The organism is Pseudomonas sp. AF32 (assembly GCF_022342325.2).
In the GTDB taxonomy this organism is placed as follows: Bacteria; Pseudomonadota; Gammaproteobacteria; order Pseudomonadales; family Pseudomonadaceae; genus Aquipseudomonas; species Aquipseudomonas uvaldensis.
Window position 1 is genome coordinate 1 of the sequence record NZ_RQJK02000038.1, and the last position, 22,021, is coordinate 22,021.

Genomic DNA, 22,021 nt, shown 5'->3' on the forward strand with positions numbered 1-22,021 from the left:
CGGCGCTTGGGTGAAAGGAGGAGGGGCGAAATCTCCCACAGTCTGTACTGCGGCTAACAGTCAGAATCGAGCCTTGTCCCTCCTCCTCCCTTCAAGTCCTACCATACAAGCAAAGCTTGCTTGCGATGCAGGCGATCGGGTTTCTGAAAGCGGAACTGTCCCTAGTGGTCCTATGTTTATTCTGCTGTAGGACATTGCCGGACCGGGCTACATCGCCTTGCGCCATTGCCTACAACTACGCCAGAATCCGCCGGCTTGTGCGCCTTGGGGGTGGGTTCTATCGTTTGCGGGTCGCTGACTGATCAGCGATCGGGTTTAGCGACCCGGATCACTCTAGGCACAATAAGCACTCCATGCTTCGTGGCAGTTCTGACTGCAATTACGTTATGGCGGCTGTATGTGGGAGACCTTCGGGTCTGCCGGGTGCCTACGACCGGTTCGCTAACCCGCATGCAGCTGCCACCCAGTTCTGTTTAGCGACAGGTTTGGGTGGTGCCATCCCCGTAGGAGATTCACCATGTTCAAACCAACCCCCAATCCGCCGGACACGGATCCAACCCCAACAGCCTTCGACAAAGCCGCCAAACGCGCCCTCGATTTTTATCTAGAGTCAAAGCCCGACACCGATCCGCCCCCCAATCAACTCTTCACTGTCGTGAACGGCATCGACACCGAACACCTGCTCGCCAACCTCAGCGAAACACTGGCCTCGGCCGATGCCATGATCAGTGACCTGGCCTTTGAACTGGACGGTTCACGGCGGCACGTGGCGTTGGGCATCCAGCAGTTGATCGAGCTGAGCGGATTACTGGCGAACCGGGCGCTGGACACCGTCAACCTGCGCTAGGCTCTGTTTGAAAAGTCTTGAGACGAAGGTCAGGCAAGGCGAAAACCGGCGAGGAAGCGCAGTTTACTGGAGTAAATGAGCATTCCGAGCCGGTTTTCAACGCAGCATGAACGAGTATCAAGGCTTTTCAGACAGAGCCTAGTCGACACACTGACCGCTCGTCTTAAACCAGTCCTAACCTGTAAGTTCTGACAGTAGCCAGTCTCTCCAGCCTGGAGTGTGATGACCGTGTCTCTAGAGGTCACGATCATCACTTGCCAGGAGAACCCGATGGCTAACCAATCTTCTACCCTGGACGATCTGTTCACGCTTTTCCCCGTCATCATTCCAGGTTGGATCACGCCAGTGAGACCGGCCGACCTTGCTCATGGGGGTATCCCTAAAAGCCTTTACGACGATCAGCCTCAAGGGCTCCAATGCCTGATCGACCCGTTAACGGAGATGCAGCGTTTAGCCTGGCCGCTGGCGGCTTGGGATCGAGTCGATCTGTATGTCAATGACAACCCCACTCCCGTCGCTGGCGATACCGTCCAGCCGGGGGAGGAAGGAAACCGCATGTCGTTGCATATCCCCCATGGACGCTTGATCCATGGCGTCAACAGGCTGTACTACCTCGTGACCCGCCCCAGTGACAATTCCTCACAGCCCTCCAGGGACTTATTCGTGTTGTATCACCTGCGCGCTCCGGGCGAACCCGCGCCGGAAGGCCTGGATCTGGTGATTCCCCCCGATGTGATCCGCGATGGGGTCAGTGCCGAACGGGCAGCGCAGGGCGTGGAGTTTGGTTTTACCTACTCCAACCCGCGAAGCTACGACCGCATCGATTTTCTGTTGGGGGATGTAACCGTCCCGTTCGAGGTGATCGACGCTTCGACCCCCGTGACAAAAACCCTTTTCACCGACACCTTTCAACAGGTGGGTGACAACGCCAATACCTTGATCCAATACCGGGTTACCGATCAATTGGGCAATTTCAACCAGTCATCCGCCAAGCGCCTGGATATCCACCTGAACCAACTTGCCCCACCGCAAATCACCTCGGTGAAAGATGCCCAAGGCGCTGACATTCCCGATGGCACAAGCACCGAGGCTACCGCCGTCACGCTCAGGGGCACCGGGGTGAGCGGTCAGCGAGTGGAGATTTTCGACGTCATCGACTCCAAAGGTATCGCCTACGTCGACGGCGGTATCTGGACCCACGCCGTCATCGGCTTGGCCATGGGTCACCACAGCTTCACCGCCAAAGGGAAATATGGAACCGAACCGGTGTCGCAACCCTGGACGTTTACTGTCGGAACCTCCGAGATCATTGATACAACCCCACATGTCTTTACCCAGATCATCTACACCACCAGCAACTTCGCGCCGAAAAATCGTTACTACGACTTGGAACGAAAGCCAACCGGAGGAATGCCTCCGTATACCTACCGGTCCAGCAAGCCAAGTGTCGCCACGGTCGATGCTGAAGAAGGAGGCGTTCTGGTCAAGGGCGCCGGCACTACCACAATCACCGTTCGTGACTCCGCAGGGAAAACCTCGAGCTACGACGTCACAGCCGGCAGGGTTCACGACGTTATCCTAAATAACGGGAACGCCTACATGGATGCATGGCAAGCCAATACCTGGGCTACGCCTTACGTTCAGGCCGGGGGCTTCAGGCCCGAATTTGGTTGGGGCAGCTCTCTGATTACGCGCTTCGAGATCGGAAGCGAGTGGCTATATCCGACCGTATTGATATGGGCTCCTCCCCCTATTCCCCCAAACGGCAGCTGGGGATTTACCTCGTTCCCGTCAGACATTGTGAGTTCTACTGACAACGCCACGCATTTTGCGGGAAGGGCTCTGATCTGTATGCGGGTCATCGGGTAAATGCACAAACCTGAATTTCGGCTCAGGCGCGGCGGGAACCCGTCCCCAGATCCCGGACCCCTTACCCCTGTACCTGCTGGTGACGGTGTATATCCTCAGGCAGAAGCAACTGCGCAGGCCTTGCCTGCCGTTTGCGCAGTGAATCACCGTCTCCGGCATATTTTCGCGTTCAACCAACAGTCCCTACCATCCGTCCTAAACCTGTTCTCTACTGTCAATTCTGACAGTAGGCAATTGCCTCGGTGTGGCGTGTGATAAGCCCTACCCAAGAACCTCACGCCCGTCACCCGCTAGGAGAACCCGATGGCTAGCCACTCTTCTACCCTGGACGATCTGTTCGCGCTTTATCCCGTCATCATTCCGGGTTGGATTACGCCAGTGAAACCGGTCGACCTCGCCGATGGCGGTATCCCCAAAAGCCTTTACGACGATCAGCCACAAGGGCTCCAATGCCTGATTGACCCGTTAAATGAGATGCAGCGTCAATCCTGGACGCTGGCGGCTTGGGATCGAGTCGATCTGTATGTCAATGACAACCCCACTCCCGTCGCTGGCGATACCGTCCAGCCGGGGGAGGAAGGAAACCGCATGTCGTTGCATATCCCCCATGGACGCTTGATCCATGGCGTCAACAGGCTGTACTACCTCGTGACCCGCCCCAGTGACAATTCCTCACAGCCCTCCAGGGACTTATTCGTGTTGTATCACCTGCGCGCTCCGGGCGAACCCGCGCCGGAAGGCCTGGATCTGGTGATTCCCCCCGATGTGATCCGCGATGGGGTCAGCGCCGAGCGAGCGGCGCAGGGCGTGGAGTTTGGTTTTGCCTACTCCAACCCGCGAAACTACGACCGCATCGATTTTCTGTTGGGGGATGTAACCATTCCGTTCGAGGTGGCCGACGCTTCGACACCTGTGGTGAAGACCTTGTTTACCGATACCTTCCAACAGGCGGGTGACAACGCCAATACCTTGATCCAATACCGGGTGACCGACCAATTGGGCAATACCAATCAGTCGCCCATCAAGCGTTTGGATATTCATCTTGGTCGGCCGTCAGATCTGCTTCCCCCTTCGGTGAAAGAGGCCGCTGGCGCGACCCTGAACCCGGTCAATGCCAAGGACACGCTGACCGTTCAGGTGCCGGCCAACGCCGCGCTGCTGCCCGACGACACATTGAAAGTCACCTGGACCGGCGCGTCGGGCACGCCAGCCGGAGGTTCACACACCTCGGGCGAATGGCCGGTCAGGGATGGCTTGGAGGTTCCGATTCCGAACAGTGTAGTGGCGTTCAGCATGGGTAAAGCGGTGACGGTCAGTTACACGGTGATCCAGAACGGCGTGGAGTCGCCGCCCTCGGAGGTATTGACGTTAAATGTGCAGGCGATGCCCGTGGCCAGCCTGACGATACCGTTGATTCCGGAGGCGGCGCAGGGGGGGCTTGGTAGTGAGTTGGATCTGAGTAAATTTATCGGGGATGCACGCGTTACCGTAGCGCCTTGGCCGTTGATTGCGGTGGGGCAGCGGGTTTGGCTGAGTTGTGAAGGCACCAGGACCGACGGTACAAAGCATACGATCATCTTGCAAACCGCGTCCGAAGTGACCGCTGATGAAGTCCGAGCGGGGCTGCTCAAACCGGTTTCACGGGGCCAGCTACAACTTTTGCGGGACCGCTCTGACCTGACCGTTGTGTTGCGGGTAACCTTCAACGCTTCCGCTGATGTCCTGGACGCCACAGCCTTTCCGTTACGCACTTATTCGGTCAAGTCCGCTGTGCTGGATACACCGCTTATTACCTCGGTCAAGGATTTAAGCGGCACCCCAATCTCCGATAGCGGTTATACCCTCGCGACGAGCGTAAGGCTGACCGGCGAAGCAACGCCCAATACGAAAGTCGAAATTTTTGACAGCAGTGGATATATAAGAACCGTAGAAGTTGATGCCAATGGCTTATGGCATGACACCCTCAGTGGACTCCAGATAGGGGGGCATAGCATCACCGCTCGGGCGACCTACCGTGATAATCCAGTGTCGCCTCCTTGGCGATTTACAGTAGTGGAACCTATGGCGATCGATACCAGCAACGCCATTCTCAGCACGAGAATGTATAGAACTGCCAAGTTTCCAGCGCGCCCGCCAGTAGGTGCATACGTGGAGCGGACACCGACAGGGGGGGTGCCTCCCTATATATACACCTCCAGTGATCCCAATATCGCTGAGCTTCTTACGTCAACACAACCACGGGTTGTGTCGAAATTCTCAGGGTCGGCCACCATCACCGTTCATGATCAATTCGGTGGGCACGTCAGCTACCCAGTCACCACCTCCGGCGTTTGGCTGCTCATGGGCATGGGTGATGTCTATAAATGGCACACGTACTGGTATTGCTGGAGCGCTGCGGTGAGCTTTGGAGGTGTCATCCCAGACCTTCAGACTTGGGGAGCCATTCGAACAATCCATGACGGTGACCCGGGTTTGAGCAACCTGCGTTCATGGACTTCAAACCCAGCTCCCGGTGATAGAAGAGAATATTCCATCAATCCTTTGACAGGGGATACTGAGTCATTGCATCAGGATGACGACTATGCGACAGGATGGATGATCAAGGCGATATGACAGTTCCCGCCCCCCAGCGGCAATTCGGCGCCGTTGGCCTCGGCCGATGCATTTCCAGCGAGGGAAAGGCGGGGTCTGTCGTTTCAGTTCACCTCACACCGTATCCACCTTCAACGAATGATCATTGAGCATCCCATTGATGATCGTCGCCGTGTCCGCCCCACCCGATATGACTCCACCCGCTCCCGGCGTGACGCCGTAGTGGCTGGCAAGGTCGACGCCGGCCAGGTCGATGGTCTGGTTCGGGGTGGCGCCGGCGGTGGTGCTGACATCGATGCTGGTGATGACCGAGGCGCCGCTGCCGGTGACGGTGAAGTGCAGGTAATCGTCCAGCGATGCGCTGCTGCCGTTCTCGCCCAATAGCAATTGGGAAAGATCAAGCTTGTCCAGGCCCGGGGTGAAGTCGGTCACCACGTCATGGCCGCTGTTGCCCGCCAGCCACTGGAAGCTGTCGGCGCCGCTGCCACCGGTGAGGGTATTGTTGCCCAGGCCGCCGATGAGGATGTCGTCGCCGCCACTCCCATTGAGCACGTCATGGCCCAGCCCGCCATCGATGCGGTTGTTGCCGCCGTCACCGGTCAAGGTGTCGTTGAAGTTCGAACCGACCAGGTTTTCGATGCCGCCCAGGGTGTCGGTGCCGGCGCCCAAGGTGTTTTGTGCGGCCAGCAGGCCCAGGTTCACCGTGACGCCTGCCGTGGCGTGGGCGTAGCTGGCGGTGTCGGTGCCCGTGCCGCCGTCGAGCAGGTCGTTGCCCGCGCCGCTGTAGAGCCAGTCATTGCCTGTCCCGCCGTGCAACGTGTTGTTGCCCGAGCCGGCGCTGAGGATGTCGTTGCCGTCACCCGCGTTCAGGATGTTGTCGCCGTTGCCGGCCAGCAGCACGTCGTCCCCGCTGGTGCCCGTCAGGGTGTGGCCCGCCTGGTAGCCGATGTCCACCGCCGCACTGTTGCTGCCGCCATGGTTGTCGCTGGCGGTGTAAGTGCCATGGTAATCCGGCGCGCTGTCCTGGGCGCCGGCGTAGTTGACGGTCAAGGTCAGTTGGTAGTTTTCCGAGGCATTGACGTTGCCATTGCCAGGGTTGGGGATGTTGGTCACGTGGATCTGGTAGTTGCCGTCCGCCGCTGCGGTGAACGAGGCACCGTCGTTGATGGCGATGAAAGGCCCACCATTGAGGGAGTATTCCAGGGCGATGCGCCCTGCCGCCAGGTTATGGTCCAGGGTGAGGGTTTCGCCCTGCTTGAGGCTGATGTTGAGCCGGTCTTCATCGTTGGTATTGTTGTTGGACACCGCCCCCAGCGCGCCGCTGACCACCAGCACCGCGGTCATGGCGGCGGCATTGGCGACGAAGGTGCTGCGGTCGAGATTGATCGACTGCACGTTGTTGCCGGTGAAGCTGACCGTGCCGGTAGTGCCGGTAAAGTCCGCGCCTTTGGCAATCCAGCCGGTATTGAAGCCGGTGGGCGAAGCAGTCAGCGGATCGCCGTTGGCATCGCTGTCATTGCCCAGCAGCAATTCCCCCGGCACCACGATATTACCCGACAGCACGTTGGAAATGATGTGGTCGTCCATCGCTACGGGTGCGCTGTTGGGCACGACCTTGATCACTAGCGTGGAGCCCGCCAGATCACCGTCTTTGTCACTGACGGTGTAGCCGATGTTCTCGGTGATGAGCGTGCTGGTGGTGGTTTGCGAGGTGTAGTTGTACTCACCGGTGTCGAGGTTGACCACCAGGGTGCCGTCGTGATCGGTGGCGATGCTCAGGGTGTTGTTGACCGTGTTGAAGGTGCCATGGTTGACCCCGCCGCTGGCAGTCAATGCGCCCTGCCCACCGTTGGCGGCCGGGTCATAAGAATAAGTCGTGCCGTCCACCACCAGGCTTTTGACAAAGCCGCCGTCGGCGCCGAACGAAGCGCCCTCGCCCAGCAGACTGCCGGTGACCGGCACGCCTTGCACGGTACCGGAAAGCACCGAATTGAGTTGGTTAAGGTCGGTGACCACCACCGCATTGGTGTCGGTGTGGGTGCTGCCGTCGTAGGCCAGCGGATCGAGGTTGGCATTGCTTACGCCACTGCCCAGGCCGATGGCGTAGTTCTTGATGCCGTTGGCGTCGAGGAACGTTTTCCACGCGGCTTCATCCGCTGTGCCGGTTTCCTGGCCCGAGGTGGGTTTGCCGTCGGAAAAGAAGTAGCCGACGTTCTGCGCCCCGGTCAGTTGCCCGGACGTGACGAACGCCGTCTTCGCCACTGCCACTGCCGCGTCATAGTTGGTGCCGCCTCCGGCCGACAGGCCGGTAAGCAACGTCTTGGCGGTCGCCACATCCACCCACACGGATGTCTGGTCGGTGGCGCTGCTGCTGAAGGTCACCAACTGGACCTTCACGTCCCCCATGTCATCGTATTTATCCAGCAAGGCGCTGATGGCCTGTTTCGCCAAATCCAGCCGCGACAACCCGGGCACGCCGGAAGGATCGGCCATGCTACCGGACACATCGAGCACGATCAGCAGGTTCGAATCGATTTCCACCGCCGTCACCGAGCGCTCGGACGCAACGGCCGTGGGCACATCGTCGACGATGCTGACCACCAGGCTGCCGGTCGCCTTGTTGCCCAAGGCATCGGTGGCCTCATAGGTGAAGCTTTCGCTCAGGACATTCGGGCCGTCGTTGGCGTGGGGCGTCGTGGTCGCGGGCGAGGTCAACGTGTAGGTGTAGGAACCGTCCGGGTTGAGCAACAACTGGCCGTACGCACCGGTGGCATTGCCCACCAGAGTGAACGTCACCGCACCCGTGGCGCCGGTGACCGAGCCCACCAGGGACCCCGTGGCCGTTTCACCCGTAGCACTCGGGTCGCTGCCGTTGACCGTGCCCGGCGCCAGGTCCTGGCCGTCCTGCTGCAGGTCGAGGGCTTTTTCGTAGACGGTTATGTCCTGATCGGTTTCAGCGACCAGGCAACTGTTGTGCACATCAATGGTGATCGTTGTGGTGCTCTCATCGCCATCGGCGTCGCGCACGGTGTAGGTGAACACGTCGGTGGCGCCGGGTGCGCTGACGCTGTCCGGGTTGCTGTGATAGACCGCATTGCCGTTGGCATCCAGGGTCAGGTAACCGTAGGTGCCGTTGATCTGGGTGTTGAGCCCGCCAATGGCCGGGGTCGAGGTGCCGTTGCCGACGCGTATGCCGATGATCGTTCCGCCGTCGGCGCCGAGTACATCGTTATCCAGCACGTTGCCGCTGACGGTGCCGCCCTCCAACACCGAGGCGGTATCGCAGTGAGCCTGCGGCACGTCGTCGACGATGTTGATGACGATGGTGCTGGTCACCGTGTTGCCCAGGGAATCCGTGGCCTGATACGTGAAGCTCTCGGTCATCACATTCGGGCCGTCATTGGCGTGGGGGGTCGTGGTTGCGGGCGAGGTCAGCGTGTAGGTATAGGAACCGTCCGGGTTCAGCAACAACTGGCCGTAGGCGCCGGTGGCGTTGCCCACCAGGGTGAACGTCACCGCACCCGTGGCGCCGGTGACCGAGCCCACCAGGGACCCCGTGGCCGTTTCACCCGTAGCACTCGGGTCGCTGCCGTTGACCGTGCCCGGCGCCAGGTCCTGGCCGTCCTGGTTCAGGTCGAGGGCTTTTTCGCCGACGCTGATGTCCTGGTCCGGCGTGGCGACGAGGCAGACGTCATGCACATTGATGGTGATGGTAGTGGTGCTTTCATCGCCGTCAGCATCGCGCACGGTGTAGGTGAACACGTCGGTGGCGCCGGGTGCGCTGACGCTGTCCGGATTGCTGTGATAGACCGCATTGCCATTGGCATCCAGGGTCAGGTAGCCGTAGGTGCCGTTGATCTGGGTGTTGAGCCCGCCGATGGCTGGCGTCGAGGTGTCGTCGCCGGCGCGTACTCCAATCACCGCACCGCTCGGGGCCGGCCCGTCGGCACCGCCCACGTCGTTGTCCAGCACGTTGCCGCTGACCGTCCCGCCCTCCTGCACCGAGGCAGAATCGGCATGAGCGGTGGGCACGTCATCGACGATGTTCACATCCAGGTTGCCGGTGGCAGTGGTGCCGTTGTCATCGGTGGCCACGACCGTGAACTGTTCGCTCAGGCTGTTGGCGCCGTTGGCGTTTGGATGGGACTCGTTGTCCAGCAAGGTGTAGCTGTAACTCACCACGCCAGTCGCGGCGTTGAAACCGGTGATGGTCAGGGTGTTGCCCAACGCGGTGGTGATCGATTGCGGGAAGCCTGCCACCACACCGCCGGTGACAACGTTGATGCCGCCGACGCTGAGGGTTTGCACGCCATCCAGTGCGGTGACGGTGAACGTGCCGCTCTGGGTCAGGGCCGGTGCATCGGGGCTGGTGCCATCGGAGAGGTTGTTCTCCTGCACGGTCAGCTCGCCACCCTGGGTGTCGAGGCCGTTGAGGATCACCGGGTCGTCATTGTTGTGGACTTGCAGCACCAGGTTGGCGGTGCTGGTGTCGCCGTCGGCGTCGGTCAGGGTGTAGGTGAAGGTTTCGGTGCCGCTGCCACCGCCGTGCAACGCGACGAACTGCGGGTCGCTGGTGTTCAGGGTATAGGTGTAGGAACCGTCGGCGTTAAGAACCAAGGTGCCGTAGGTCCCGGTAAACGTACCGGCCGTAACAGGGCCGGACGCCACGTGGTCGGCGCCTTCGGTGTCATTGGTCAATACGTTGCCGGTCAGGGTCAGGTTGCTTTCCGAGGCGGTGCCGTTGCTGTCGTCCACGGCTTTGGGCACGTCATCGACGATGTTCACATCCAGGTTGCCGGTGGCGGTGGTGCCGTTGTCATCGGTGGCCACGACCGTGAACTGTTCGCTCAGGCTGTTGGCGCCGTTGGCGTTTGGATGGGACTCGTTGTCCAGCAAGGTGTAGCTGTAACTCACCACGCCGGTCGCGGCGTTGAAACCGGTGATGGTCAGGGTGTTGCCCAACGCGGTGGTGATCGATTGCGGGAAGCCTGCCACCACGCCGCCGGTGACGACATTGATGCCGCCGACGCTGAGGGTTTGCACGCCATCCAGTGCGGTGACGGTGAACGTGCCGCTCTGGGTCAGGGCTGGTGCATCGGGGCTGGTGCCATCGGAGAGGTTGTTCTCCTGAACGGTCAGCTCGCCACCCTGGGTGTCGAGGCCGTTGAGGATCACCGGGTCGTCGTTGTTGTGGACTTGCAGCACCAGGTTGGCGGTGCTGGTGTCGCCGTCGGCGTCGGTCAGGGTGTAGGTGAAGGTTTCGGTGCCGCTGCCACCGCCGTGCAACGCGATGAACTGCGGGTCGCTGGTGTTCAGGGTATAGGTGTAGGTGCCATTGGGGTTGAGCACCAGGGTGCCGTAGGTCCCGGTGAACGTACCGCCGATGATCGGGCCGCTGTCGGGGCCGACGGGAATGCGGTCGGCGCCCTGATGATCGTTGGGCAATACGCTGCCGGTGAGGGTGACCAATGATTCCGACGCCGTGCTGGTATGGGTATCGTCGACGGCCTGGGGCACGTCATCGGTGATGTTGACGTCCAGTGTCCCGGTAGCGCTGTCGCTATCGGTGTCCACGGCCACGACCGGAAATTGTTCGCTGATGCTGTTTGCACCGTTGCCGGCGGGATGGGTTTCGTTGTCCGTCAGGGTATAGCTGTAGCTGACCACGCCCGTGGCGAGGTCGTAGCCGGTGATGGTCAGGGTGTTGCCCAGTGGCGAGGTGATGCTTTGGGGGAAGCCAGCAGGCACGCCGCCGGTGATCACACTGATGCCACCGATGCTCAGGCTGCTCAGCCCGTCGGGGGCATTGATGGTGAAGGTGCCGCTTTGCACCAGCGCCGTCGGATTGCTGGCAGAACCGTCGGGCAGGTTGGCTTCGTTGGCGGTCAGCTCGCCACCTTCTACGTCCACGCCGTCGAGGGTCACGGGATTGTCCGGGGTCTGGGGTGGGACGGCTTGGTCGTCACCGTCGTCATCCGCGTCACCGGCCAGGCGTACCAAGGGGAATTCGGGAATCGCGTTGAACCCGGCCGTCGGGAAACCAATCTGTGGTTCAACCTCCCCGCCCACCTCTTCCAGCAGTACAAAGCTGTGTCCGCCCCCCAGGCCACCAGGGGCATTACCAGCGCCGGGGCCGGCGGCCGTGGCTTCACCGGCCTGGGTCGGGTCGGCACCGGCGGCGATGGCTTGTTGCAGCTTCTGCACATCGGTCAGTTGCGCATCACTCGGCGCCGCTGCTTGCGGCGTATCGACAGCGGGGGCCTGATTGGCCAGCAACTGGGGCGTCAGGGTCAGGTTGCTTTCACGCCCCAGGGTCAATTCCTGGCCATTGGCAAGGTGCACGGCCACGGCGCCTTCGGCACCGGTTATCAGGTGTTCACCGGCATACAGTCGATCGCCCTCGACCAGCGGTCGCCGCAGCCCTCCGGCCGCTTGTGCGAAAACCTGTCCGACCACCTTGCTGACGGTACCGATGAGCGCTGCCATGTGCATTCCTCCGTTGCCAACGATCGTCGGCACTGTCTGGGTGAAGATCATGCCTGGCGGACACCCCCAAGAAATCTGGAAAATCTGCCAGCTTCTACCTGAGCAAGAAGCGCTAGCTATTTGCCACAACGACAAAAAACCGTCGCAAAAAAGCTCCTTTCATCCTGCCCCTTCGATACATCCTTACATCGTTCAAAAATTTGCGTGGAACTTTTCTTGACGCCTAAAAGTCGCCGCAAGCCGCAATTTAAAAGGCTTTCGTCCTGAACAATGTGCCGCTTTTTCCCAAGGACATAAGTTTTTTTCGGCATAAACCCTATGAGAAATTCTTCTTAGGTTTTGTGCAGGATGTTCTTAGCTGTGTTGTTACAAGGTTGAAACGGTTTTGATCTTAAATACGTCAAGTTTTTGGCGACACAGAAGCACAACAGACCTCAGGAGATGCACCCCATGCGCGTTTTATCCCCCCTCTGCAGCGCGGTTTTGCTGGCCATGGCCTGCTCATCTCAAGCGCAGGCCATGTCGCTGACCGAAGCGATCCAGAGCACCATCGCGACTCATCCGGAACTGGCACAGCGGGTGGATAGCCGTCTGTCGGCCAACGAAGACGTCAAGGTCGCCAGAGGAGGCTTTTTCCCGTCGGTGGATTTGAACGCAGGCTACGGCCGTGGCTACAGCGACAACCCCAGCACGCGGGCGCAGGGCAACCACCACACCAACGTGCTGACCTATACCCAGTCGGAACTGCGCTTGCGGCAGATGCTCTTCGACGGTTTCAACACCAGCAATGAAGTGGAACGCACCAAAGGAGTGGTCAACTCCCGCGCCTATTACGCCCAAGGCACCGCCCAGGATCTGGCACTGCGCACCATCGAGGTCTACCTGGAAGTGCTCAAGCGTCGCGAACTGGTGACCCTTGCCAAGAACAACCTGCAAGCGCACCTGCGGGTCAACGACCAGATCGGCTTGCGCACCCAGCGCGGGGTGGGCAGCACCGCCGACTCCGACCAGTCCAATGCCCGCCGGGCCCTGGCGGAAAACAACTACGACACCGCCCAGGTAGACCTGGCCGACGCCGAGGCCAACTTCTACAGCGTGGTCGGGCGCATGCCCGATGAGCTGGAGACGCCGCCCTCGACCCGAGGCGAGATCCCGGCAGACCTGCGCGAAGCCCAGCAGAGCATGGTGGATAACAACCCCTACCTGAAATCCGCCCAGGCCGACATCCAGTCCGCCCAGAGCCAGTATGAATCGGCCAAGTCGCCGTTCTACCCACGGTTCGACGCCGAAGCGGCGGTGGGTGCCAATAACAACATCGGTGGCGAAGAAGGCCATGACAACAACTGGCGGGTCGGTGTGGTGATGAACTACAACCTGTTCCGCGGCGGTAGCGACAAGGCGCGACTGGCCTCCAATTCCCACCAGATCAACCAGGCCATGGACATCCGCAACAACGCCCTGCGCCAGCTCAACGAAGACACGCGCCTGGCCTGGAACGCCATGAACAACGCCCGCAAACAGACCCCCACCGCCCGGGAATACGCCGACACCACCGCCCGTGTCCGGGCGGCGTACCAGGATCAGTTCGGCCTCGGCCAGCGGACCCTGCTCGACCTGCTCGACAGCGAAAACGAGCTGTACAACGCCAACCGTCGCTACACGGAAGTCCGCTACACCGAGGAATACTCGATGTACCGCGTGCTGGCGAACATGGGCGTGTTGTTGAGCAAGCAGCGCGTGGTATTGCCCGCCGACGCAGTCGCCCAGACCGAGGTCAAAAACGAAGCGCGGTTGCCTGAACTGAAGTAGTCCACGGGGAGCGATCCGATGACCAGCATGGCACCCGCAACACCCAGCGCCGATCCGCGCGTGACTGTCGATGACCCATTGCTGGACGGTTTGTTAATCCTCTGCAAACTCCATGGCGCGACGGTCAGCCGCGCCAGCCTCAGCGCCGGGCTTCCAATGGCGCACCAACGGCTGAGCCCGGACCTGCTGCCACGCGCGGCGGCCCGGGCCGGTTTGCAGGCGCGGGTGCTGCGTCGCAAGCTGGCCGACATTTCACCGCTCAACCTGCCGGTGATGCTGATTCTCGCCGGCGGCCGCTGTGCGGTGTTGCGGCGCTGGGGCGAGGATGGCCAAGCGTTGATTTTGCCCAGCGAAGCCGATGGCGGCGAACAATGGGTCAACGCGCAGGAACTGGCCCTCGATTACAGCGGCCAGGCCATGTTCGCCCGACCACGCCATGAACTCGAAGACCTGCGAGCGCCCTTGGTGCCACGGGTCGAGGCCTGGTTTCGGGACACCTTGAAACTGTCGCGCTGGCTGTACAGCGACGCGATCCTGGCGAGCCTGCTGATCAACCTGCTCGGGCTGATGGTGCCGCTATTCGTCATGCAGACCTACGACCGCGTGGTGCCGAACCAGGCCACGTCCACCCTGTGGGTGCTGGCCGTGGGGCTGTTGATCGGCACGGGATTCGAGCTGGTGCTACGCGTGGTGCGCGCCCACCTGCTGGACACGGCCGGCAAGAAAACCGACGTGATTCTCTCCGCGACCCTGTTCGAACGCATCACCGGGATGGCCATGAAGGCACGGCCAGTGACCATTGGCGGTTTCGCCCAGAGCATCCACGACTTCCAGGGGCTGCGGGAATTTCTCACGGCTGTCACCTTGACCAGCCTGATCGACCTGCCCTTCGCCGTGCTGATGCTGCTGGTGATCGGCCTGCTGGGGGGCTGGCTGGTGGTGATTCCGGTGGTAGCTTTTCCGATCACCATTGTGTTCGCCATGATCATCCAGATGCGCCTGCGCGACACCGTGCAAAAAAGCCTGGCCCTGGGCGCCCAACGCCAGGCCCTGCTGATCGAAACCCTCGGCGGCCTGGAAACCCTCAAGGCCTGCAGCGCCGAAAGCGAGCGTCAGCATCAGTGGGAAAGCACCCACGGCGCCCTCACCCGCCTGGACAGCCATGCACGCAACCTCTCGGCCCTGGCGACCAACGGTACGCTGTTCCTGCAACAACTGGCCGGCATGGCGACCATCATTGCCGGCGTCTACAGCATCATCGCCGGCAACCTCAGCGTCGGTGCGCTGGTGGCGAGCTACATGCTGGGCAGCCGGGTGCTCGCGCCGCTGGGACAAATCGCCGGGCTGATCACACGTTACCAGCAGGCCCAACTCACCATGCGCAGCACCGACGCCTTGATGGCCTTGCCCCAGGAGCGCGACGCCAAACAGCGGCCATTGGACCATCCCCAATTACAAGGTGCCCTGGACGTCCAGGGCGTGACATTCCACTACAACGGCCAGAGCACCCCGGCCCTGGCGAACGTGAGCTTCAGCCTCAAACCTGGCGAGCGGGTCGGGATCATCGGCCGCAGCGGCTCGGGCAAAAGCACCCTGGCACGGCTGGTGATGGGGTTCTATGCACCGGAGGAAGGTCAGTTACTGCTCGACGGCCTGGACCTGCGGCAGCTGGATGTCGCCGACCTTCGGCAACAGATCGGTTACGTCGCCCATGACCTGCCGCTGCTGGCCGGCAGCCTGCGGGACAACCTGACACTCGGCGCCCGTTATATCAGCGACGCACGCATGCTGGAAGTGGCGGAACTGACCGGCGCCACCGAACTCGCCCGCCAACACCCCCAAGGCTTCGACCGCCCGGTGGGCGAACGTGGCCAGTTGCTGTCCGGTGGGCAGCGCCAAGCGGTACTGCTGGCCCGGGCGCTGCTGCTCGATCCACCGATCCTGCTGCTGGACGAACCCACCAGCGCCATGGACAACAGCAGCGAAGATGCCTTGCGGCAAAAACTCCAGGACCACGTCCAGGGCAAGACCGTGTTGCTGGTCACCCACCGCACCTCGATGTTGAGTCTGGTGGAGCGGCTGGTGGTGCTGGACAACGGCCGGGTCGTGGCGGATGGGCCAAAGGATGTGGTGATCGATGCGTTGCGCAAGGGGCGAGTGGGTTCCGGGGCGGTCTAGCACACACCGCTGCCCCCTGTGGCGAGGGGATTTATCCCCTCGCCACAGAAGCTTCATCCGGCGTTACTTCACTTAACCGGCGGGTACCCCCATGTCTGCTCAAACCTCCGATTCCGCCGCCCGAAGCTACTTCGGCAGCTTCAGCAAAAGCGCCGAAAGCGAGTTCATGTCGGAAACCGCCGGCGCTGCGTTACAGGATTCGCCCCGTCGGTCCCGCGTCACGGTGTGGCTGGCCGCCGGGCTGATTATCACCGGGCTGGTGTGGGCGAAGCTGGCGGTCTTGCAGGAAGTCACCACCGGTGAAGGCAAGGCGATTCCGTCGAGCAAGGTGCAAGTCATCCAGAACCTGGAGGGCGGCATCGTCACCGAGATTTTCGTGCGCGAAGGCCAGATGGTGAACAAGGGCGATACGCTGCTGCGCCTGGACGACACGCGCTATCTTTCCAACAAGGGCGAGAGCGAAGCCGACCGGTACGCCCTGATGGCCCAGGTCGAGCGCCTGTCGGCCGAGGCCGAGGGCCGGCCATTCCAGGTATCCGCCGAAGTGACCGCCAAAGCCCCGCAGGTGGCCGAAGACGAGCGCTCGCTGTATGAACAACGGCAGCGGCGCCTGGCCAGCGAACAACGCACCCTGACCGAACAACTGCGGCAGAAAACCCAGGAGCTGGCGGAGTTTCGCTCCAAGCAAGGCCAGTTCAGTTCCGCCCTGGCGCTGCTGCAAGAAGAAATGAACATGTCCGCGCCGCTGGTAAAAGCCGGAGCGGTGTCGCCAGTGGAAATCCTGCGGCTCAAGCGCAGCGCGGTGGAGATCCGCGGCTCGCTCAACGCCACTACTCTGGCAATTCCCCGGGCCGAATCGGCAATCAACGAAATCAAGAGCAAGATCGACGAGTCGGAGCAGACCTTCCGCTCGGACGCGGCCAAGGAGCTCAACGAGAAACGCACCGATCTGTCAAAAATCACCGCCTCGAGCATCGCCATCGACGACCGCGTGACCCGCACCACCGTCGTCTCGCCGGTGCACGGGGTGATCAAGCAACTCAAGGTGAACACCATCGGCGGCGTGGTCCAGCCGGGCAGCGACATGGTGGAGATCGTGCCTCTGGAAGACAACCTGCTGATCGAGGCCAAGGTCCGCCCGCAGGACGTGGCCTTTCTGCATCCGGGCCAGAAAGCCATGGTCAAGTTCAGCGCCTACGACTACACCATCTACGGCGGCCTGAGCGCCAAACTGGAACTGATCGGCGCCGACACCATCACCGACGACAAGGGCAACAGCTTCTACCTGATCCAGGTGCGCACCGATAAGAACCACCTGGGCGGCGATGCCAAGCCGTTGCTGATCATCCCGGGGATGGTGGCGACGGTGGATATCATCACCGGGGAGAAAAGTGTGTTGGATTACTTGCTCAAGCCGCTGTTGAAGGCCAGGACTGAGGCGATGCGGGAGCGCTGATATCCTCGGAAAAATGTGTTGTCTGATAGGCCGCCTTCGCGAGCAAGCCCGCTCCCACAATGGACCTGCGACAGACATAAAATCTTCGGCCACAGCGGATCCATTGTGGGAGCGGGCTTGCTCGCGAAGAGGCCCGCAAGAACAACCTCATCTTTGCGCATGATTACGCCGGAAAACCTCCTCCCCCATCGCCGCAATCTGCCCCTCGATCAACGCCTCGAACGGCTTCAGCAACGGCTCGAAACTGCTCGGTGCTTCAAGCACCTGCAACGCCTGGACAATCGCCTCCACCGTCGACAATGCCCCCGGCTCCGGTGCCTTGCGCAGACGGTAACGGGACTTACCACCGTCGGCCAGGGTTACCCTCGGCAGCGCCGCCAACAAGGGGTTGAGGTGCAGCAGCTTGCGCGCCTTGCGCCAGGTGCCGTCAGGGACAACCAACAGGATGGGCTCATCGCACGCTGCACAGGTTTGCAACGGCTGCGCCTCATCGCCGGGAAATAACAGTCGGGCCTGATAGCCCGGTGGGTTGAGCAATCGTGGCAAGTCTTCGAACACCTCGCCCACGATCAACTCGGCGTTGTTCAGGCCCAAGGCCGCCAGCCGGGCGGTGTTCAGGGCATGATTCACTTCGCTGGGATGCTGCAACAGCAAGACCCGGGTGCGGCTGTCGAGGCTCGGGATCAAGGGGCACAGGCAATGGCTCTGCGGTCGTTGGCAGCGTGGGCATTGGATTCTGGACATGGGCACCTCAGGCCTGGTTGAGCTGCGCCTTGAGCAGGTCGCGGAAAGTCTGGATCAACGGTTCACGGCCGCGGCCTCGGCGCATGATCATCGAAAACGGCGCCTGATAACCGAACGTCGCCGGCAGCAGCACGCGCAAGTCGCCCTTGTCGACCCACGCCTGGGCATAGTGCTCGGGCAGGTAACCGATATAAGCGCCCGACAGCACCAGGATCAATTGCGCCTCCATGCTCTCCACCGTCGCCGCACTGTGCTTGAAACCGTGGCGGGCCAGTTCCGCCTGGCTCCAATAACCGCGCCCGACCATGCGTTGCTGGGTGATGACTTGCTCGGGAATGCGCCGTTCAGTGAACAGCGGATGACGATTACTGCAATACAACCAGTGCTGCTCGCGGTACAGCGGCATGTACACCAACCCGCTCATGCGCGTAGAGAATGCACCAATGGCCAGATCGAGGCGGTTGTCCTGTACACCGAGCTGCAGCTCATAGGGGCTCATCACCGACAGATGCAGGTGCACCGCCGGGTGTTCCTGGCTGTAGGCACCGATGGCTTCGGCAAACGGCAATGCCTTGTCACTGACCGTGGAATCGATCACGCCCAGGTTCAGCGTACCGCGCAATTCGCCCTTCAGCGCCGCGGCGTACTGCTCGAACCCTTCGAGCTCGCCCAAAAGACGCAGGGTTTCCTGATGGAACAACTCACCCTTGCTGGTCAGGCTGAACCCACCCCGCCCGCGATGACACAGCACCAGACCCAGGCTCGATTCCAGCTGGCTCATGTAGGTGCTGATGGCCGATGTGGAAAGATTCAGCTCGTGCTGGGCATTGGCGAACCCCTGATGCCGGACCACGCTGGCGAAAATGCGGAGCAGCTTGAGGTCGGGTAGAGCGTTGGCCATTGGCTTCTCCATACAGGCGTGTCATTCCACAGGGTTTGGAGTCTATCGCCGCGCTGCGCATTAGTTTAGAAAAATCTGAACTAAGTATTTGCCCCCAGCGATTTTTCACGGCAACGGCTTTTCGCAGAATCGGCCCCTGATAACTAAAACAAACGATGAGGCCCTACCCGTGGACAAGATTCTTCACCAACCACTGGGCGGCAACGAAATGCCGCGCTTCGGCGGCATCGCCACCATGATGCGCCTGCCCCATGTGCCCACCGCTGCTGGCCTGGACGCCGCGTTCGTCGGCGTGCCGCTGGACATCGGCACTTCCCTGCGCGCCGGCACCCGCTTCGGGCCCCGGGAGATCCGTGCCGAATCGGTGATGATCCGCCCCTACAACATGGCCACCGGTGCCGCGCCGTTCGACTCGCTGTCAGTGGCTGATATCGGCGACGTGGCGATCAACACCTTCAACCTGCTGGAAGCGGTACGAATCATCGAAGAGTCGTACCACAAGATCCTCGAACACAATGTCATCCCCCTGACCCTGGGCGGCGACCACACCATCACCCTGCCGATCCTGCGGGCCATCCACAAGAAGCACGGCAAGGTCGGCCTGGTGCACATCGACGCCCACGCCGACGTGAACGATCACATGTTCGGCGAGAAAATCGCCCACGGCACCACTTTCCGCCGCGCCGTGGAAGAAGGCCTGCTGGACTGCGACCGGGTGGTACAGATCGGCCTGCGGGCCCAGGGCTATACCGCCGATGACTTCAACTGGAGCCGCCGCCAGGGCTTTCGCGTGGTCCAGGCTGAAGAATGCTGGCACCAATCCCTGGCGCCGCTGATGGCCGAAGTCCGCGAGAAAGTCGGCGGCGGTCCGGTGTACCTGAGCTTCGACATCGACGGCATCGACCCGGCCTGGGCGCCCGGCACCGGCACCCCGGAAATCGGGGGCCTGACCACCATCCAGGCGATCGAAATCGTGCGCGGTTGCCAGGGCCTCGACCTGGTCGGTTGCGACCTGGTGGAAGTCTCGCCGCCGTATGACACCACCGGCAACACCTCGCTGCTGGGGGCCAACCTGTTGTACGAGATGCTTTGCGTACTGCCCGGCGTGGCTCACCGCTGAGGCGCCGTGATGAACGATCGTGATCAAGTGCTCCAGGCCGCCGCACAATTGGTGTCGGCCTTCGCCCGAAATGACCGCGATGCTTACTTCGGCGCGTTCACGGCCGACGCAAGCTTCGTGTTTCACACCCTCGAACAGCCTTTGCTGTCACGCGACGCCTACCAGGCATTGTGGGATCGCTGGCGGTCCGAGGAGGGCTTCGAGGTGCTCTCGTGCACCTCGAGCAACGCCTTCGTCAGCCTGCAAGGGGACGTGGCGGTTTTCATCCATGACGTGGCCACCGAGCTGCGCATGCAAGGGGAGCGACACATTAGCCAGGAACGCGAAACCATCCTGTTCCGCAGACAGGAAGGACACGTACAAGAACAACAGGGCCGATGGCTGGCCTGTCACGAACATTTATCCGCCATGCCGGAAGGGCTGCCACCCCCTTAGCCAAGCAGGCAGCGCTCACAGCCGATGAGCGCGCCTCGATGATCGGAGCAGATCATGCATAACAATAACGATAAAAGCCTTACGCAAATCGAAACCTACGGGGTCGAACAGATCCCGGACCACGAACGCACCGCCGGCCCGGGCGATCTGTTTCGCTTGATCTTCGGCGGCGCCAATACCTTCGCCACGGCGGTGCTCGGGAGTTTCCCGGTGCTGTTCGGCCTGTCATTCCAGGCCGGGGTCTGGGCGATTGTGCTGGGGGTACTGCTGGGCGCGATCATCCTCGCGCCGATGGGGCTATTCGGGCCCCTCAATGGCACCAACAACGCGGTGTCTTCCGGGGCGCACTTCGGTGTCCACGGGCGGATCGTCGGCTCGTTTCTGTCGCTGCTGACCGCCATCGCGTTCTTCTCGCTCTCGGTATGGAGTTCGGGCGATGCATTGATCGGCGGCGCCAAGCGTCTGGTCGGCGTACCGGAAACCGATCTGAGCCTGGGCCTGGCCTACGGCCTGTTCGCCCTGCTGGTGCTGACGGTGTGCATCTACGGCTTTCGCTTTATGCTTTGGGTCAACCGCATCGCCGTGTGGGCGGCCAGCCTGTTGTTCCTGCTGGGCATCGTGGCCTTCGCACCGACCTTCGACAGCCAGTTCGCTGGCACCGTCGCCCTCGGTCAGCCGGGTTTCTGGGCAGCGTTCATCGGCGCCTCGCTGGTGGCCATGAGCAACCCGATCTCCTTCGGCGCGTTCCTGGGCGACTGGTCGCGCTATATCCCACGCGAAACATCCAAGCGCCGCACCATGGCAGCGGTGGTCGCCGCACAACTGGCCACGCTGATCCCGTTCCTGTTCGGCCTCGCCACCGCCACCATCGTGGCGATCAAGGCACCGGACTACATCGCGGCGAACAACTACGTGGGCGGACTGCTGGCGGTCTCGCCGAGCTGGTTCTTTTTGCCGGTGTGCCTGATCGCGGTGATCGGCGGCATGTCCACCGGCACCACGTCGCTGTATGGCACCGGGTTGGACATGTCCAGCGTGTTTCCGCGGGTGCTGTCGCGGGTCAAGGCAACGCTGCTGATCGGCGTGCTGTCGATTGCCTTCATCTTCATCGGACGCTTCGCCGCGAACCTGGTGCAGAGCGTGTCCACATTCGCCGTGCTGATCATCACCTGCACCACACCGTGGATGGTGATCATGATCATAGGCCTGCTGGTACGCCGCGGCTTCTACTGCCCGGATGACCTGCAAGTGTTCACCCGGGGCGAAACCGGCGGGCGCTACTGGTTCAACCACGGCTGGAACTGGCGCGGCCTGGGGGCCTGGATTCCCAGCGCACTGGTGGGCTTGTGCTTCGTCAACCTGCCGGGGCAGTTCGTCGGGCCCCTGGGCGAACTGGCCGGCGGCATCGATATCAGCCTGCCGGTGACCCTCGGCCTGGCTTGCGTGGTGTACCTGGTGTTGTTGGGGGTGTTCCCGGAACCGGCGGAGGTTTATGGGCCGGGGGATTTGCGTAGCAAGGGTTCGGGGCACACCGCTGAGCCAAGCATCCCGACCTTCCAATAAAAAATACAATCGGAGACACGC

General features: G+C 61.6%; 12 protein-coding genes. 9 read left to right on the forward strand and 3 right to left on the reverse strand.

Annotation, left to right across the window (positions count from 1 at the left end; all coding sequences use genetic code 11):
• Window positions 1-517: 517 nt before the first annotated feature.
• The 3 genes from EGM97_RS25600 (at window position 518) to EGM97_RS25610 (ending at window position 5,329) form a co-directional block, all read left to right on the forward strand.
• On the forward strand, window positions 518-847 hold the full coding sequence (locus EGM97_RS25600) for a DUF6124 family protein (RefSeq protein WP_238965595.1): 330 nt from the start codon (window positions 518-520) through the stop codon (window positions 845-847).
• Window positions 848-1,117: 270 nt separating this feature from the next.
• A complete protein-coding gene (locus EGM97_RS25605; RefSeq protein WP_477788880.1) occupies window positions 1,118-2,716 on the forward strand; it encodes an Ig-like domain-containing protein in 1,599 nt (532 codons plus the stop codon).
• A 303-nt stretch (window positions 2,717-3,019) separates the two neighbouring features.
• Window positions 3,020-5,329, forward strand: coding sequence for a hypothetical protein (locus EGM97_RS25610; protein WP_477788881.1), 2,310 nt, complete (start codon window positions 3,020-3,022; stop codon window positions 5,327-5,329).
• Window positions 5,330-5,422: 93 nt separating this feature from the next.
• Here EGM97_RS25610 and EGM97_RS25615 read toward each other — a convergent pair whose 3' ends face one another.
• A complete protein-coding gene (locus EGM97_RS25615) occupies window positions 5,423-11,794 on the reverse strand; it encodes a retention module-containing protein (RefSeq protein WP_477788882.1) in 6,372 nt (2,123 codons plus the stop codon).
• 450 nt (window positions 11,795-12,244) lie between these two features.
• On the opposite strand from EGM97_RS25615, the gene EGM97_RS25620 reads away from it, so the two are divergent.
• From EGM97_RS25620 to EGM97_RS25630, 3 genes are all read left to right on the forward strand, one after another.
• Window positions 12,245-13,603, forward strand: coding sequence for a TolC family outer membrane protein (locus EGM97_RS25620; RefSeq protein WP_238965267.1), 1,359 nt, complete (start codon window positions 12,245-12,247; stop codon window positions 13,601-13,603).
• An 18-nt stretch (window positions 13,604-13,621) separates the two neighbouring features.
• Entirely contained in the window at window positions 13,622-15,781 is a 2,160-nt protein-coding gene (locus EGM97_RS25625; protein ID WP_238965266.1) for a type I secretion system permease/ATPase, read from the forward strand.
• A 91-nt stretch (window positions 15,782-15,872) separates the two neighbouring features.
• On the forward strand, window positions 15,873-17,237 hold the full coding sequence (locus EGM97_RS25630; RefSeq protein ID WP_238965265.1) for an HlyD family type I secretion periplasmic adaptor subunit: 1,365 nt from the start codon (window positions 15,873-15,875) through the stop codon (window positions 17,235-17,237).
• Window positions 17,238-17,384: 147 nt separating this feature from the next.
• Here the strand turns inward: EGM97_RS25630 and EGM97_RS25635 are convergent, their stop codons facing one another.
• Window positions 17,385-17,981 (reverse strand): tRNA-uridine aminocarboxypropyltransferase, encoded by a 597-nt coding sequence (locus EGM97_RS25635; protein WP_238965264.1) that lies wholly within the window; start codon window positions 17,979-17,981, stop codon window positions 17,385-17,387.
• A 7-nt stretch (window positions 17,982-17,988) separates the two neighbouring features.
• The gene (locus EGM97_RS25640; protein ID WP_238965263.1) at window positions 17,989-18,882 is read right to left on the reverse strand and encodes a LysR family transcriptional regulator; all 894 of its coding nucleotides are present in this window, start codon (window positions 18,880-18,882) and stop codon (window positions 17,989-17,991) included.
• Between the two features lie 169 nt (window positions 18,883-19,051).
• Between EGM97_RS25640 and speB the strand changes: the two genes are divergently transcribed.
• The 3 genes from speB to EGM97_RS25655 are packed head-to-tail and all read left to right on the forward strand — an operon-like array spanning window position 19,052 to window position 22,000.
• Complete coding sequence (gene speB, locus EGM97_RS25645) at window positions 19,052-20,002, forward strand: agmatinase (RefSeq protein WP_053155701.1); 951 nt, start codon at window positions 19,052-19,054, stop codon at window positions 20,000-20,002.
• A 9-nt stretch (window positions 20,003-20,011) separates the two neighbouring features.
• Complete coding sequence (locus tag EGM97_RS25650) at window positions 20,012-20,437, forward strand: YybH family protein (protein WP_238965262.1); 426 nt, start codon at window positions 20,012-20,014, stop codon at window positions 20,435-20,437.
• Between the two features lie 51 nt (window positions 20,438-20,488).
• Window positions 20,489-22,000, forward strand: coding sequence for a purine-cytosine permease family protein (locus tag EGM97_RS25655; protein WP_238965269.1), 1,512 nt, complete (start codon window positions 20,489-20,491; stop codon window positions 21,998-22,000).
• The last annotated feature ends 21 nt before the right edge of the window (window positions 22,001-22,021 follow it).